This window comes from Pseudorhodobacter turbinis (genome assembly GCF_005234135.1).
Taxonomy (GTDB): domain Bacteria; phylum Pseudomonadota; class Alphaproteobacteria; order Rhodobacterales; family Rhodobacteraceae; genus Pseudorhodobacter; species Pseudorhodobacter turbinis.
In genome coordinates this window covers 1970258-1984777 of record NZ_CP039964.1, presented here as the reverse complement: position 1 = coordinate 1984777, position 14520 = coordinate 1970258, and the positions used below count along the sequence as shown (strand labels likewise).

Below are 14520 nucleotides of genomic sequence, written 5' to 3'. Positions count from 1 at the left end.
AAACGCGCAAGCGGCTTTAAGAAAGATTTACAAAATGGCGGACAGCACCCTTCGGTTGACGACAGCGCAGGCGATAATCAAATATCTTGCAAATCAATATATCGTCGTGGACGGGCAAGAGATGCGCGTCTGTGGCGGCGGCTTTGGCATTTTCGGCCACGGCAATGTCACCTGTCTGGGCGAGGCGCTTTATGATGCCCGCGATGCCCTGCCGCTTTATCGCGGCCAGAACGAGCAGAGCATGGGCTTTGCCGCCGCGGGATATTCCAAGCAATGGCTGCGCCAGCGGTTCATGTTTTGCACCGCAAGTGCGGGGCCGGGAACGACCAACCTTTTGACCAGCGCCGCCCTTGCCCACGCCAACCGCCTGCCGATGCTGCTGCTGTGCGGCGATGCCTATGTCACCCGTCTGCCCGATCCGGTGCTGCAACAGATGGAGCATTTCGGCAACCCGACACTTGGGGTGAATGACGCCTTCAAGGCCGTCACCCGGTTTTGGGACCGCATCACCCATCCGGCGCAGATATTGCAGTCCCTGCCCGCAGCACTGGCAACCATGCTGGACCCCGCCGATTGCGGCCCCGCCTTTATCGGCTTGCCCCAAGACGTTCAGGGCTGGACCTTTGATTACCCCGAAAGCTTCTTTGCCAAACGTGTTCACCGCATCCGCAGGCAAGCCCCCGATCTGGCCGAGGTTGCCGATGCCGCTGCCCTGCTAAAATCGGCCAAACGCCCCATGATCATCGCAGGCGGGGGCGTGCAATATTCCCGCGCGGTGGCAGAGCTTACAGATTTCGCCACCACCCATAACATCCCCGTCGTGGAAACCATCGCGGGCCGTGCGAACCTGCATCAGGACCATCCACTTAATATCGGGCCGGTCGGCGTAACAGGCTCCGACAGCGCCAATGCGATTGCCGAGCGTGCGGATGTTATTTTGGCCGTCGGCACCCGCTTGCAAGATTTTACCACCGGTTCGTGGACCGCATTTGCCAAGGACGCGCAGATCATCGGGCTGAATGTGGGGCGGCATGATGCGATGAAGCACCTCTCGATGCCCGTAATCGGGGATGCCAAGCTGGGCCTGACCGCAATGGCCGAGGCCATCAAAGGCTACGGTGCGCCGGATGACTGGACGGGTTTTGCCAAGGCAGAACGCGGAAAATGGGTGGGTTATACGGACGAGATTACCACCGCTGGCAACGGCCCCAATTCTTATTGCCAAGCCATTCGCGCCGTGAACGACCTTTGTGATCCGCGCGACAGGGTCGTTGCCGCCGCAGGGGGCCTGCCCGCCGAGGTAACCGCACATTGGCAAACCAAAGACATCGGCACCGTCGATGTCGAATTCGGCTTTTCCTGCATGGGCTATGAAATCGCAGGCGGCTGGGGCGCACGCATCGCACAACATGAGCGGGAACCGGAACAGGATACTATCGTCTTTACCGGTGACGGGTCCTATCTGATGCTTAACTCCGATATTTATTCATCGGTTCTGACCCAGCGCAAACTGATCGTTCTGCTGCTGGATAACGGCGGTTTCGCGGTCATCAACAAGCTGCAAAACAACACCGGCAACCACAGCTTCAACAACCTGATCGCCGACAGCCCGACCGTCCCCGCCCCCTTTGCCGTGGATTTCGAATCCCATGCGCGGGCCATGGGGGCCAATGCTGAAACCGTCTCTAATGCCACCGAACTGGGGCAGGCGTTCTTGCGCGCCAAAGCCGCCGATAAGACCAGCGTTATCGTCATGCAGGTCGACCCTTATGACGGCTGGACAACCCAAGGCCACACTTGGTGGGAGGTTGGCACACCGCACATCACCAACAACCCGAAAGTCGCCGAAAAGCACCTTGAGGTCGAATCCTCGCGCAGCAAACAGCGGAAGGGCGTCTGAATGGACCTGATCGCCGCCATCAAGAAGAACCGTTTCGTCGTCGTCGGCCGCGTCGGCATGGATCTCTTTCCCGGCCCCGGCATCGCGACCGAGGATGCCGATACCTTCACCGCCGATATGGGCGGATCATCGGCCAATATTGCGGCGGGGATTGTCAAACTGGGCGGTCAGGCCGCATTGGTGACACGTGTGTCTGATGATGCGGTTGGCCGGTTCTGCATCAACAAGCTGCGTCATTACTGCGTTGACACCACCTATGTCACCCCCGTGGGCGGCGAGGCGCGCAACTCGCTGGCGCTATATGAAAGTCGTGTGGCGGGGCATCAATCCGTGATCTACCGCAACGGTGCCGCTGATTTTGAAATGACCGCAGAAGACGTCGAGGCCGTGGATTACAGCCAGTTCTGCGCGCTGATTACGGCAGGCACCGTCTTTGCCGCTGAACCCTCGCGCAGCGCCACCTTCCGCGCGTTTGAGCTGGCCCGCGCGGCAGGCCTTCCGATCATCTTTGACGTCGATTACCGCCCCTATAGCTGGCCCAGCCGCGAAGTCGCTGCCGAGGTTCTGTCCAAGGCGGGGGCGATGTCGGATGTGATCATCGGCAATGACGACGAGTTCGGCTTTATGGCCGGTGACAAGGATAAGGGCCTTGCGATGGCCCGCGAATTATCCCTCAGCAGCGCGGGGATCGTCGTCTATAAAATGGGCGAGCATGGCGCGGTGACATTTCGCGACGGCGAGGCCCTGCGCACCGGCATTTACCCCGTAACCGCCCTTAAACCCACCGGCGCGGGCGACAGCTTTATGGCCGGTTTCCTGACCGGGCTTGCAGGCGGCCATGACCTGAAAACGGCTGTGCTGCGCGGTTCGGCCTGTGCAGCGATTGTGGTGGCCAAGCCAGGCTGCGCCCCCGCTATGCCCTACCCTGCCGATCTCGATCACTTTCTTGCCGGTCATCCCGGCCCAACTGATGCCATTTAAAGGAACGTCCAATGCATATTGCGCCCCATGACAATAAGAACAAACCCATCGTGGATGCCGACGATCCGACAGTCCCGCTCAATTACTTCAACATCGTGACGCTCAAGGCGGGGGAGGCCTTTGAATATCAGGTGCCCGGCTATGAAACCTGCATCGTCCCCGCCACCGGCACCGTCGATATCGATGTTGAGGGCGTGACGTTCCAAGCAATCGGAAACCGCACGCAAGATGTCTGGGACGGAGAGCCCGAGGGCGTTTATGTGCCCGTCGGCGCCAAGGTGACGATTGTGGCCACCCGTGACACCGAAACCTTCATCGCCGGCGCAAGATATGACAAGGTACTGGACCCCTTCGATGTGCGCGTGGCCGAGCTGGACAAGGTGCAATACGGCAGCGATGACACCAAAACCCACCGTAAAATCAAGCACATCCTTGGCCAGAAACAGCACGACAAAGTCGGCCGCCTGCTGGTCAGCGAATTGTTCACCGTTGGCCAAGGCGGCTGGTCCGGCTTTCCGGCGCATAAGCATGACACCGACCGGCTTCCGCATGAAACCCGTCACGATGAAACCTATAACTTCCGGTTCAAGCCCAACCACGGTTCGGGCGTGCAAATCCTTCAGCGCGAAGAGGGCAAGCCCGGCGACGCCTATCAGCTTATGGACCGCTCCACCGTTTGTATCGACAAGGGCTATCACCCCTGCGCCGTGATGCCCGGCTATGAGATGTATTATTTCACCATCCTCGGCGGTCTGAGCCAGCGGTCCTTGGTGCAATATTTCCAGCCCACCCACGCCTATCAGATCGAAACGATCCCCGGGATCAAAGACATGGTGGCCAAGTTCAAATGAGCCTTGTCACATTATCAGAGGCGCTTCAGCCTGCGCTCAAAGGTGGCTATGCGGTGGCGGGGCTGGTGACCCTTGGATGGGAGGATATGCGCGCCTATGTGGCCGCCGCCGAGGCAGAGGGCTGCCCCGTCATTTTGCAGGCAGGCCCCTCATGCCGCGCCCACACCCCTTTGCCGATCTTGGGCAAGATGTTCCGGCATCTGGCCGAGGGTGCCAGCGTTCCGGTCGTCGCCCACCTCGATCACGGATACACGATGGCCGAATGCCGCGAGGCACTTGATGCGGGATTTACCTCGTTGATGTATGACGGGTCGCGCAAACCCTTGCAGCAAAACATCGATGAAACGGCGGCAGTTGCGGAAATGGCCCATGCTGCCGGCATTTCATGCGAGGGTGAGATCGGCTTTGTCGGCTATGCCAGTGGCGAACATTCCACCGGCACCGACCCCGAAGAGGCCGCGATCTTTGCGCGCGATTCCCGGGTTGATGCCATGGCGATCTCGGTCGGGAATGTGCATTTGCAGCAGGACAAGGAGGGCGGGCTGGACATGGCCCGCATCCGCGCGATCGAGGCGGTGACAACCGTGCCGCTGGTTATTCACGGTGGCTCTGGCGTGCCGCTGGCGCAGCGTATCGCGCTTGCCCAAGGGTCCAAGATCTGCAAATTCAACATCGGCACCGAATTGCGCATGGCCTTCGGGGCCGCCCTGCGCGAGGCGGTCAACAGCGACCCGAACCGCTTTGACCGGGTGCAGATCCTGTCGGAAACCCATGCGCCGCTGGTCGCCGCCACCCGTACCGTCCTGCGCGCCTTCGGCGCCGCAAAAGCAAAGGTTTGAACCATGATAAGAATCGGTCTCTTGGGCTGTGGCCGCATCGGGCAAGTGCATGCGGAGTCCATCATGCGGATCCCCGATGCGCAGCTGGTCGCGGTTGCCGATGCCTTTCCGAATGCCGCACAGGCCTTGGCCGCAAAGACCGGTGCCGCGGTGCTTTCGACCGATGAGATCATCGGTCATGAAGGCATTGACGCCATCATCATCGGCACCCCCACCGACACGCATTACGACATCATCCAAGCCGCCGCCCGCGCCGGCAAAGCGATCTTTTGCGAAAAGCCGGTTGATATGTCGGCTGCCCGTATCCGCGATTGCATCGCCGTGGTGACCAAGCATAACACCCCTTTCATGACCGCGTTCAACCGCCGGTTCGATCCCAGCTTTGCGCATTTGCAGGCAAGGATCGCGGCGGGCGATATCGGCGCGGTGGAAATCGTGACCATCCTATCACGCGACCCTGCTCCGCCGCCGCTGTCCTATATCAAATCTTCGGGCGGGATTTTCCGCGATATGATGATCCACGATTTCGACGTGGCGCGCTTCTTGCTGGGGGAAGACCCGGTCACCATCTTTGCCACCGGTGCCGCCCTTGTTAATCCGGAAATTGCCAAGGCGGGGGATGTTGATACGGCGGCGGTAGTGCTGACCACGGCCACCGGCAAGATCTGCCAGATCAGCAACTCGCGCAGGGCCAGCTATGGCTATGATCAGCGTATCGAGGTGCATGGTGCAAAAGGTATGCTGCGGGCCGAAAACCAGCGCGAGCATATGGTGGAACTTGCGACCGAGGCCGGTTTTCGCACCGCGCCAGCGCAGCATTTCTTTTTGCAACGCTATCAAGCGGCCTATATGGCCGAGCTGCTGCAATTTATCACGGCGCTACAGACAAGCACCGCACAATCGCCCTCAATCTTGGATGGTTTACAGGCACAGCTTCTGGCCGATGCCGCGACAGAGTCGCTTGCATCCGGGCTTCCGGTCAAGCTTTGACCTAGAGGTCGGCTTCAACCGCCTGCCCTGCATAATCGTGCAGGGCGGCGCTGCCCTTTGGCGTCAGTGTATAAATCCCCAGCGAAACACGTTCGAACCAGCCATAGTGATCGTGGCGCATCAAATTACCCGCCCGCGTCACGCCGGTGGCCTTAGCCACATGCGCCGCCTTGCAGGGCCCCGCGCGCAAATGCCGCGCACAGCGGATCGCATCCTGACGGTAAGCGGTCATCTTTTTGACACCGGTGATCCCGCCCTCATTCGGATCGCCCACACGGCGGTCAAATTCGCGCAGCAGTTTTGCAGCGGCTTTGGTCTTGATCTTGGGCGCATAGGAGGCGGGGTCCAGATGTGCCTCTACCCCCTTGGGACCAACGGCAAGCAAGCCCAGCGACAGCCTGCGGCACAGCGTGATGATATCACGGTAGCGCAGCTTCCACCCCTTGGAGACCGGCACCGCCAGATAGACATGGTCGAACATCCCCTGCCGCGCCACCCCCTGCATCACCAGTTGCAGCGAGAACGTCAGCTTCATCTCCACCACCACCGGCGGCTCATCGCCGCGCCGTGCCATGATATCGCAATCGCCGATCTCGGCTTTTACGTCATAGCCCTGCTGTATCAGATAGGCCTTGAGGGGGGCGTAAAGATCTGCCTCGCGTTTGGGCACCATTGCCGCGCATTATACCTTGCGCAGGCGGATCACCACGTCGACCTTGGCAATCTCTGTGCCCGCGGGCAGGTCGGGCAGGCGCGTGATCTCAAGCTGGTCAACAGGGGCATCGGTCAGCTCGCAGGTGTCTTCCCAATAGAAATGGGGATGATCATCCATCCGCGTATCGAAATAGCTTTTCGACCCGTCCACGACGACTTCTTGCATCAACCCCGCCTCACAAAAGGCGCGCAGGGTGTTGTAAACCGTGGCAAGGCTGACCCCTTCGCCCGACTTGGTAGAGGCGGCAAACAGGCTTTCGGCGGTGACGTGACGATCCTCGCCATCGCCCACAAGCAGGCTGGCCAGTGCAACGCGCTGACGTGTCGGACGCAAGCCGCCAATGGCCAGCCATTCCGTTCCGCGTTTCAGTGCCAGTTCATACATGGGTCAATTACCTTATTTTCAACCCCTATATAGGGCGCTTCTGCACCAATTTTCAAGCCGATACCGCATTCCCACGGCCTACCCGCACTTGCCAGTCGGTAAATCCGGATGATAATGGAGTACAAAGACCAGTCACAGGGAGGGACGTTGCCGCATGACGCAATATCCAACAAGTTTCGATAAAGAAGACCTGCTGAAATGCGCACGCGGTGAATTGTTCGGCCCCGGCAATGCACAATTGCCTGCACCCCCCATGCTGATGATGGACCGCATCACCGAGGTTTCGGGCGATGGCGGCGAACACGGCAAGGGCCATATCGTGGCGGAATTCGACATCACCCCCGACCTGTGGTTCTTTGATTGCCACTTTCCGGGCAACCCGATCATGCCCGGCTGTCTTGGCCTTGATGGCTTGTGGCAGTTGACCGGCTTTAACCTTGGCTGGCGCGGCTGGCAGGGGCGCGGCTATGCGCTTGGCGTCGGTGAGGTCAAGCTGACGGGCATGGTGCGCCCAGAGCGTAAGATGCTGCGCTATTACGTCGACTTTACCAAGGCCATCCAGACCCGTCGCCTGACCATGGGTGTCGCTGATGGCCGCGTCGAAGCGGATGGCGAGGTGATTTACCTCGTCAAGGATATGAAGGTCGCCCTGTCCGAGAGCTAACGGTCCAAGAGCTGATCCCAAACGATTTGAAATAAGGAGAGCGCCCATGCGTCGCGTCGTCATCACCGGTCTCGGTATCGTGTCATCCATCGGCAATAACGCGGCCGAGGTCGAGGCCTCCTTGCGGACCGGAAAATCCGGCATCGTTGCGGCCCCCCAATATGCCGAACATGGCTTTCGTAGCCAGATCCACGGCATGCCGCAGATCACGCTCGAGGATCATATCGACAAGCGTGACCTGCGCTTTATGGGCCCCGGTGCGGCCTATAACTTCATCGCGATGGAACAGGCGATTGCGGATGCGGGGCTTGAAGCCTCGGACGTATCGAATGAGCGTTCCGGCCTGATCATGGGGTCCGGCGGGCCGTCGACCTCGAATTTCTTCCAGGCGCATAACATTGTGATCGAAAAGGGCGCGCCCAAGCGGATGGGGCCGTTTATGGTCACCCGCTGCATGTCCTCGACCAACTCGGCCTGCCTTGCCACGCCGTTCAAGATCAAGGGCGTGAACTATTCCATCACCTCCGCCTGCTCCACCTCGGCGCATTGCATCGGCAACGGCACCGAACTGATCCAGATGGGCAAACAAGACATCGTCTTTGCCGGCGGTGGTGAGGAACTCGACTGGACGCTGTCCTGCCTCTTCGACGCCATGGGCGCGATGAGCAGCAAGTATAACGACACGCCAGAGCTGGCCGCCCGCGCCTTTGACGCCACCCGTGACGGCTTTGTCATTGCCGGCGGTGGCGGTGTCGTTGTGCTTGAGGAACTGAACCACGCGCTGGCCCGCGGTGCCAAAATTTACGGCGAAGTGACCGGCTATGGTGCCACATCCGACGGAGCCGATATGGTTGCGCCGTCAGGTGAGGGCGGCGAACGGTCAATGAAGCTGGCGATGTCCACCCTGCCCGAGGGCCGCCGCGTTACCTATATCAACGCGCATGGCACCTCGACCCCTGCGGGCGATGTGACCGAGGTAAAGGCCATCCGCCGCGTCTTTGGCGACGGCTCGGTTCCGCCGATCTCTTCGACCAAATCGCTGACGGGGCATTCGCTGGGTGCGACCGGCGTGCATGAGGCGATTTATTCGCTCTTGATGATGCAGGGCGGCTTTATCACCGCATCCGCCAATATCACCCAGCTGGACCCCGAGCTGAAGCCCGAGGAAATCGCCACCGAATATCGTGACGCAGATCATGATAGCATTATGTCCAACTCTTTCGGGTTCGGCGGCACCAATGCCACGCTTTTGATGAGCAAATACAAGGGTTAATCCATGGCCGATCTGATGAAGGGCAAGCGGGGCCTTGTGATGGGCGTCGCCAATGAGCGATCCATCGCTTGGGGCTGCGCGCGCGCGCTGGCGGCCGAGGGGGCAGAGCTTGCCTTCACCTATCAAGGCGAGGCCTTCGGCAAGCGGTTGGAGCCGCTGGCCGCAAGCGTCGGGTCCAACCTGATGGTGGATGTTGATGTCACCGATGATGCCTCGCTTGATCTGGCATTCCAGCGGATCAAGGACGAATGGGGCAGCATCGACTTTCTGGTCCATGCCATCGCCTATTCCGACAAGAACGAGCTGACAGGCCGGATCAGCAACACCAGCCGCGCGAACTTCAAGCAATCGCTGGATATCAGCTGCTTTTCCTTCATCGACGTGTCGCGCCGTGCGGCGGAGCTGATGCCTGATGGTGGTTGCCTGATGACGATGACCTATGGCGGTTCCAACCGTGTGACGCCAAATTACAACGTCATGGGTGTGGCCAAGGCGGCGTTGGAGGCCTCGGTGCGCTATCTGGCGGCTGACCTTGGGTCGCAAAAGATCCGTGTAAACGCGATTTCCCCCGGCCCGATGAAAACGCTGGCGGGGGCGGCCATTGGCGGTGCACGCGCAACTTACCGGCACACCGAGGCGAATGCGCCCCTGAAAACCAACGCCACCCTCGATTCGGTTGGCGGTACGGCGGTGTTTCTGGCGTCCGATTACGGAATGCACACCACCGGCGAGATTGTTCGCGTTGATGGCGGTTATCACGTCTTGGGCATGCCCCGCGCCGAAAACATCAGCTAACGACCTTCGCGTGGCCGCGTAAAGCGGCTGCGTGATCAAAGTTTCAGGATTGGAGCGGGTGACGGGAATCGAACCCGTGTCTCTAGCTTGGAAGGCTAGGGTCTTACCATTACACAACACCCGCGCTGGGGTAGATATAATCAACCCGCCAGCCCTGTGCAAGCACACATTGGGAAAACACGCATCCTAAAAAGCACAGGCCGCAATATCTGCGCGGCCTGTGCGACACCTGTTACTGGCCCAGTTGCTTTACCCGGCCCTCGACCTTGCTGTTCACACCGCCCATCTTGGTGATGTAATCCATCACGTCATTCGCCATCAGATTGCCGTTACCGGCATTGATCAGCACTTTGCCGCCGCCCAAGGCGTCAAACCCGTCACCGCCATCCAAGATGTAATCATTGGCCGCAACCTTATAGAGCTTGTCGACATCCAAAGGCGCACCATCCACAAGCGCCTCGACAATGCGCGAACCGGCGGGGGCGGTCGGATCAAACACAATCGATGCGCCCGAAAGCTGCAAGAAACGCCCTGCCCCTTTTTCAAACTGGCTTACGCCGTTTTCAAAGGCGGCAAGCACCTGACTGCCCGGAAGCTCGGTCAAAACGGTCACATTGCCAAAGGGTAGCTCTGTCAAGATATCACGGCGGGTCAATTCTTTGCCTGCCTCATGGGTCGTATCGCCACGAATACCGCCCCCATTGGCCAGCCCGATATCGGCCCCAGTCGCATCGCGGATCGCATCTGCAATCAGGTTTCCCATCGCGGATTCCTCTCCGCGGATCACGTTGCGGCGGGAATCGAGTATATTCTCGGTCGTGCCCAAGGCAATGTTGAGACTGTCGTCAAGCTGCGCCTGAAAGGCCTCTACCATCGCTTGGCTTTCGGGATCGGGTTCGACATTCACCGTGTCGATAAAGCGAAAGATCGGCGTCCAGGACACGGTCCGCTTGCCGTCCTTCTCGGTCACATCGACGTAAAGGTCCAATGGCGCCACAAACCGCGCATCGATCGAGGTTTCGACATAGGCCGTGATCCCGTCATATGAGGTGCCATAGCTATGATCATCGCCCGACAGGATCACGTCAAAAGCCTTGGAAGCAATCAACAGCTCATCATTGCGCTTGTCGGTCTGAACCACACCGATCACCAGATCCGCGCCATCCTCCCGCGCCTGACGCGCCGCATCGACACCCATATCCACCGTTGGCCCAAAGATCAGATCACCGGTCGAGGCAACCGTGGGCGAGGTATCCTGCGCCACCGGAATAAGCGCGACCGTCAGCCCCGCCACCTCCTTCATCATCACACCGCCCAGACCGGGCAAAGGCGAGCCATCCGCCTGCGAGATATTCACCGCCGCCCAAGGGTAGTTCGACGCCTCCATCTTGGCCGAGAAATTTTCTGGCCCGAAATCAAACTCATGGTTGCCGGGAACCGCCAAATCGAAGGGCTCTAGGTTGGTCAGCTCAATCGTGTTTTGCCCCTTGTCGAACCCCGAAAGGATCGAGGGCGACAGCATATCGCCGTCAAACACATAGATCGTATTGGGGTTGGCCGCGCGTTCTGCCTTTGCCACCGCGTTCAGCCGCGCAAAGCCGCCGCGCCCGTTGTCATCGGAAAAGTTGTAAATATCGCCCACGCCCAGCAGCGTCAGTTTTACCGTCTCGGCCAGCGTGGCCTGCGGAAGCGCCACCAAAGCGCTCGCCCCCAGTGCCACTGTTAAAAAGCCCTTGGTCAGGATGGTCATAGCCGTACTCCTATCGGTTTATGCCCGTATCTTTACGCCCGCATCCCCTTCTGTCAAAGCCTTCCGCGCCTTGACGCTGATTTCGCGGCAGTGCATGAACGCAGCCATGCTTATATTCAAAATCCTCCGCCGCGCTGAATGGAACGCCTTACAAGCTGCGGGCGAAACCGCTGGCGCACCGATTGACCTGATCGATGGTTATGTGCATTTCTCCACCGCCGCTCAGGCCGCCGAAACGGCCGCCAAGCATTTCGCCGATCAGTCCGATCTGGTTTTGCTTGCGATCGAGTCCGATAGTTTGGGTGATGACCTGAAGTGGGAACCTGCGCGTGCGGGGGCGCTGTTTCCGCACCTTTATCGCAATCTGCGCATGACGGATGTGCTGTGGGACAAGGCGCTGCCACTGGGCGCGTCGGGCCATATTTTCCCCGAAGGCCATATGTTTGCCGGGGGCAAATCATGACACCACTGGAACGGATCGCGCTCAAATCCCTGCATCTGCTTGATCCCGAACGTGCGCATACGCTTTCGCTTTTGGCGCTGCGTGCCGGATTGGTGCCGACACCGGGGCCGTTTACGTCACCGCGATTGCAGACCACGTTGGCGGGCATGGCCTTGCCGAACCCGGTGGGTCTTGCGGCGGGCTATGACAAAAATGCAGAAAGTCTGCCCGCCCTGATGCGCGCGGGTTTTGGCTGGCTGGAGGTGGGGGCCGCAACCCCCCTTCCCCAGCCCGGCAACCCCAAACCGCGCCTGTTCCGCCTGACCGAGGACCGCGCCGCCATCAACCGTTTCGGCTTTAACAACCAAGGGATGGGGCCGATCGCAAAGCGTCTGGCCGCACGTCCCAAAGGGGTGCCGGTCGGCCTCAACCTTGGCGCAAATAAAACCTCGGATGACCGCGCTGCCGATTTCGCAAAAGTGCTGGCGCATTGCGGGCCGCATGCCGATTTTGCAACGGTCAATGTCTCTTCGCCCAACACCGAAAAGCTGCGAGACCTGCAGGGGGCGGCGGCGCTGACGGGCCTTTTGGCCGGTGTGATGGAGGTGCGTGCGGGTCTTGCAACCCCGATCCCCGTGTTCCTGAAAATCGCGCCGGACCTGACCCCGGATGAGCTGGCACAGATCGCCGAGGTTGCGCTGACCACCGGCATTTCCGGCATCATCGCAACCAATACCACCCTGTCGCGCGAAGGCTTGCAAAGCGCCCATGCGCATGAGGCCGGCGGGCTGTCGGGGGCGCCGCTCTTTGAACGCTCCACCCGTATTCTGGCGCAATTGTCCAAGCTGACCGAGGGCAAGATCCCCTTGGTCGGGGTTGGCGGGATCAGCAATGCAGATCAGGCCTATGCCAAGATCCGCGCCGGCGCATCGGCGGTGCAGCTTTATACGGCGATGGTTTATCAAGGGATCAGCATCGCGGGTGAGATCGCGCAAGGTCTTGATGCGCTGCTGCAACGTGATGGTCACAGCAGCATCAATGACGCCGTAGGGACAGCGCGCGAAAGCTGGCTTTAGAACGCCTTGAAGGTCATCGTGGTTAGGGTGCGCACGATGCCCGGAATGTCGAACAAGGCCTTGGACAGGTAATGTCCCACATCCTGACCGTCAGGGATATAGATCTTGGCGATCAGGTCATATTCGCCACTGGTGGAAAACAGCTCTGACACCACCTCACGGTCATAGATCGCATCGGCCACCTCATAGGTCTTGCCGGGGGTGCAACGAAACTGGACAAAAACGGCGGTCATAACATTCTCCTATCTGGGCCAACGGTAGCCCTATTCCTCTGCTTGCAATTTCAACGGCGCGGGTTTGGCGGACAGATCCGATACGCCCAATACCCCTACGGGACGGGCCAAGCGGTTTCGCACCACCCAAAGCAGCCGGTTTTGTGCGCGGGTGATCGCAACATAGGCCAAACGTTTCCACAAAGGCACCCCGGCCTCGGTGCGGCCCGCTTTTGCAGCGGCCCATAGATCGGGCGCAAACACCTGTACGGTATCCCACTGGCTGCCCTGCGCCTTATGGATGGTCACCGCTGCCCCGTGCAAAAACGCAGCCCCCATCGTGGCGGCCGAGGGGATAAACGGCTCCTCCTCATCCGGCTTTTCGATCTTGATGATGCTGGCGGCCGAGACCTGCGGCTCCTCTGCGCCGACCACATGCAGGCGGGCAAAGCCGTCACGGTTGCCCGGCCCCATATAGATCACCTGAGCGCCCTTAATCAGGCCCCGCGCCTCCAGATCAATGCGTTTCTTGCGGTGTTTCACCGGCAGCTCAATCCCGTCGCAGATCAGCGGCTCACCGGGGATCAGCGCAAATTCCGGCGCGCTATGGGCGGCACGAAAGGCGGTTATCAGGCGGATGCGCGTTGCATTGCGCCACACCAGAACCGGAGAGCGCGCCATCAGATCACTGTCCACACGCTGTGCCACCTCGACACGCGGATCGCGGGCGGCGGCCTCTTCGACCATCCGCTCAAAAGCCTCAAAGGTCAGATCGGGGTCCGCCAAAGCATGGGCCAGATCAAGGATCGGGTTGCCCGCAGTTTGGCGGTGGATACGGCTCAGCTCCAACCGCCGTGTCGCGCCGAGTTTATCAAAGACCATCTCACCGGAGTTGCCAACGGGGGCAAGCTGTGCCGGATCGCCAAACAGCACCAATGTTGGAAAAATCTCACGCAGGTCATCGAACTGGCGTTGGTCGAGCATCGAGGATTCATCAACGAAGCCCACATCCAGCGGCTCTTCGCGCCGTTTCCAGCCCTTGATGAAATCGGACCCACGCAGGCCGGCCGCCGCCAAGGCACCGGGAATAGAAGCAACCGTATCGTAAAACGCCTTTGCGCGGTCCAACGCCAGCTCACTCAGCCCCTCCACCTCGGGTCTTGGGCCGTTGCCTGCCAGCCATTCAGCAATCTTTTCGTATTCCGGATCATAGAGCGGGGTATAAAGAATACGGTGGATCGTGGTCGCAGGCACCCCGCGCAACCGCAACACCGATGCGGCCTTATTCGTTGGCGCCAGAATGGCCAACGTGCGACGGTCCTTGCGCTTTTTACCCTCATAATCGCCCGAGACGATATCCACGCCCGCCGCGACCATCGCCTTATAAAGGCTGGCCAAAAGCATGGTTTTACCCGACCCCGCCTTGCCGATCACGGCCGTGACACTGGCCTTGCCCTCCATCGCGGGAACAAGCACTTCGCCTTGCAGATCAATGCCCATCCCCCGAAGCTGGTCGGAAAGCCTGTCCCAAGCCTCTGCCTGATCGTCGGAGAATGTCAGCGCGGTATTTTCCATCACGCGACCATAGCTGCGCCCGCACGCCAAGACCAGCGAGCAAGGCAGGTTTTCACACCGGCCACAGCGAAAA

General features: G+C 60.0%; 15 protein-coding genes and 1 tRNA gene. 10 read left to right on the top strand and 6 right to left on the bottom strand.

The annotated features are described in order from the left end of the window. Positions 1-34: 34 nt before the first annotated feature. Genes iolD through iolG form a run of 5 tightly spaced genes read left to right on the top strand, consistent with a single transcriptional unit; the run spans position 35 to position 5561 of the window. Positions 35-1900 (top strand): 3D-(3,5/4)-trihydroxycyclohexane-1,2-dione acylhydrolase (decyclizing), encoded by a 1866-nt coding sequence (gene iolD / locus EOK75_RS09545; protein ID WP_137193747.1) that lies wholly within the window; start codon positions 35-37, stop codon positions 1898-1900. Continuing rightward, complete coding sequence (gene iolC / locus EOK75_RS09540; RefSeq protein ID WP_137193746.1) at positions 1901-2881, top strand: 5-dehydro-2-deoxygluconokinase; 981 nt, start codon at positions 1901-1903, stop codon at positions 2879-2881. It abuts the gene before it with no gap. A gap of 11 nt (positions 2882-2892) precedes the next feature. Continuing rightward, entirely contained in the window at positions 2893-3732 is an 840-nt protein-coding gene (locus EOK75_RS09535; RefSeq protein ID WP_137193745.1) for a 5-deoxy-glucuronate isomerase, read from the top strand. After that, positions 3729-4571, top strand: coding sequence for a class II fructose-bisphosphate aldolase (locus tag EOK75_RS09530; protein ID WP_137193744.1), 843 nt, complete (start codon positions 3729-3731; stop codon positions 4569-4571). The genes EOK75_RS09535 and EOK75_RS09530 overlap by 4 nt, the downstream gene beginning before the upstream one ends. A 3-nt stretch (positions 4572-4574) precedes the next feature. Then, complete coding sequence (gene iolG / locus EOK75_RS09525) at positions 4575-5561, top strand: inositol 2-dehydrogenase (RefSeq protein ID WP_137193743.1); 987 nt, start codon at positions 4575-4577, stop codon at positions 5559-5561. A 1-nt stretch (position 5562) separates the two neighbouring features. Here iolG and EOK75_RS09520 read toward each other — a convergent pair whose 3' ends face one another. Together EOK75_RS09520 and irr are read right to left on the bottom strand one after the other, a co-directional pair. Continuing rightward, the gene (locus EOK75_RS09520; RefSeq protein WP_137193742.1) at positions 5563-6234 is read right to left on the bottom strand and encodes a DUF2161 domain-containing phosphodiesterase; all 672 of its coding nucleotides are present in this window, start codon (positions 6232-6234) and stop codon (positions 5563-5565) included. A 9-nt stretch (positions 6235-6243) separates the two neighbouring features. Then, entirely contained in the window at positions 6244-6660 is a 417-nt protein-coding gene (irr, locus tag EOK75_RS09515; protein WP_137193741.1) for a Fur family transcriptional regulator Irr, read from the bottom strand. Positions 6661-6814: 154 nt separating this feature from the next. Here irr and fabA point away from each other — a divergent pair, with 154 nt between their 5' ends. From fabA to EOK75_RS09500, 3 genes are read left to right on the top strand one after another with little or no spacing between them, the layout of a single operon-like run. Then, positions 6815-7324 carry a bifunctional 3-hydroxydecanoyl-ACP dehydratase/trans-2-decenoyl-ACP isomerase gene (gene fabA / locus EOK75_RS09510; RefSeq protein WP_050527466.1) on the top strand — a complete coding sequence of 170 codons (510 nt, stop codon included), beginning with the start codon at positions 6815-6817 and terminating at the stop codon, positions 7322-7324. A 46-nt stretch (positions 7325-7370) separates the two neighbouring features. Continuing rightward, positions 7371-8597 (top strand): beta-ketoacyl-ACP synthase I, encoded by a 1227-nt coding sequence (gene fabB / locus EOK75_RS09505; protein ID WP_137193740.1) that lies wholly within the window; start codon positions 7371-7373, stop codon positions 8595-8597. A gap of 3 nt (positions 8598-8600) precedes the next feature. After that, positions 8601-9392 (top strand): enoyl-ACP reductase FabI, encoded by a 792-nt coding sequence (locus EOK75_RS09500; protein WP_137193739.1) that lies wholly within the window; start codon positions 8601-8603, stop codon positions 9390-9392. Between the two features lie 50 nt (positions 9393-9442). Here EOK75_RS09500 and EOK75_RS09495 read toward each other — a convergent pair. Beyond that, positions 9443-9516: transfer RNA gene (locus EOK75_RS09495), tRNA-Gly, on the bottom strand. A 108-nt stretch (positions 9517-9624) separates the two neighbouring features. Continuing rightward, positions 9625-11142, bottom strand: a complete 1518-nt coding sequence (locus EOK75_RS09490; RefSeq protein ID WP_137193738.1) for a bifunctional metallophosphatase/5'-nucleotidase — start codon at positions 11140-11142, stop codon at positions 9625-9627. A 106-nt stretch (positions 11143-11248) separates the two neighbouring features. Between EOK75_RS09490 and EOK75_RS09485 the strand changes: the two genes are divergently transcribed. Continuing rightward, complete coding sequence (locus EOK75_RS09485) at positions 11249-11605, top strand: DUF952 domain-containing protein (protein WP_137193737.1); 357 nt, start codon at positions 11249-11251, stop codon at positions 11603-11605. Next, positions 11602-12660 (top strand): quinone-dependent dihydroorotate dehydrogenase, encoded by a 1059-nt coding sequence (locus tag EOK75_RS09480; protein ID WP_137193736.1) that lies wholly within the window; start codon positions 11602-11604, stop codon positions 12658-12660. Before EOK75_RS09485 ends, EOK75_RS09480 begins: the two co-directional genes overlap by 4 nt. Here the strand turns inward: EOK75_RS09480 and EOK75_RS09475 are convergent. Then, on the bottom strand, positions 12657-12893 hold the full coding sequence (locus tag EOK75_RS09475; RefSeq protein WP_137193735.1) for an Lrp/AsnC ligand binding domain-containing protein: 237 nt from the start codon (positions 12891-12893) through the stop codon (positions 12657-12659). The two genes, EOK75_RS09480 and EOK75_RS09475, sit on opposite strands and share 4 nt — an antisense overlap. 30 nt (positions 12894-12923) lie before the next feature. Continuing rightward, positions 12924-14447 carry an ATP-dependent DNA helicase gene (locus EOK75_RS09470; protein WP_137193734.1) on the bottom strand — a complete coding sequence of 508 codons (1524 nt, stop codon included), beginning with the start codon at positions 14445-14447 and terminating at the stop codon, positions 12924-12926. Positions 14448-14520: the final 73 nt, after the last annotated feature.

Bases quoted from the DNA above. Each gene is read 5' to 3' on its own strand.
- irr (WP_137193741.1), bottom strand. From the start codon at position 6,660: ATGTATGAACTGGCACTGAAACGCGGAACGGAATGGCTGGCCATTGGC.
- EOK75_RS09535 (WP_137193745.1), top strand. From the start codon at position 2,893: ATGCATATTGCGCCCCATGACAATAAGAACAAACCCATCGTGGATGCC.
- EOK75_RS09475 (WP_137193735.1), bottom strand. From the start codon at position 12,893: ATGACCGCCGTTTTTGTCCAGTTTCGTTGCACCCCCGGCAAGACCTAT.
- EOK75_RS09520 (WP_137193742.1), bottom strand. From the start codon at position 6,234: ATGGTGCCCAAACGCGAGGCAGATCTTTACGCCCCCCTCAAGGCCTAT.
- EOK75_RS09480 (WP_137193736.1), top strand. From the start codon at position 11,602: ATGACACCACTGGAACGGATCGCGCTCAAATCCCTGCATCTGCTTGAT.
- EOK75_RS09470 (WP_137193734.1), bottom strand. From the start codon at position 14,447: ATGGAAAATACCGCGCTGACATTCTCCGACGATCAGGCAGAGGCTTGG.
- EOK75_RS09485 (WP_137193737.1), top strand. From the start codon at position 11,249: ATGCTTATATTCAAAATCCTCCGCCGCGCTGAATGGAACGCCTTACAA.
- EOK75_RS09530 (WP_137193744.1), top strand. From the start codon at position 3,729: ATGAGCCTTGTCACATTATCAGAGGCGCTTCAGCCTGCGCTCAAAGGT.
- fabA (WP_050527466.1), top strand. From the start codon at position 6,815: ATGACGCAATATCCAACAAGTTTCGATAAAGAAGACCTGCTGAAATGC.
- iolC (WP_137193746.1), top strand. From the start codon at position 1,901: ATGGACCTGATCGCCGCCATCAAGAAGAACCGTTTCGTCGTCGTCGGC.
- EOK75_RS09490 (WP_137193738.1), bottom strand. From the start codon at position 11,142: ATGACCATCCTGACCAAGGGCTTTTTAACAGTGGCACTGGGGGCGAGC.
- iolG (WP_137193743.1), top strand. From the start codon at position 4,575: ATGATAAGAATCGGTCTCTTGGGCTGTGGCCGCATCGGGCAAGTGCAT.
- EOK75_RS09500 (WP_137193739.1), top strand. From the start codon at position 8,601: ATGGCCGATCTGATGAAGGGCAAGCGGGGCCTTGTGATGGGCGTCGCC.
- iolD (WP_137193747.1), top strand. From the start codon at position 35: ATGGCGGACAGCACCCTTCGGTTGACGACAGCGCAGGCGATAATCAAA.
- fabB (WP_137193740.1), top strand. From the start codon at position 7,371: ATGCGTCGCGTCGTCATCACCGGTCTCGGTATCGTGTCATCCATCGGC.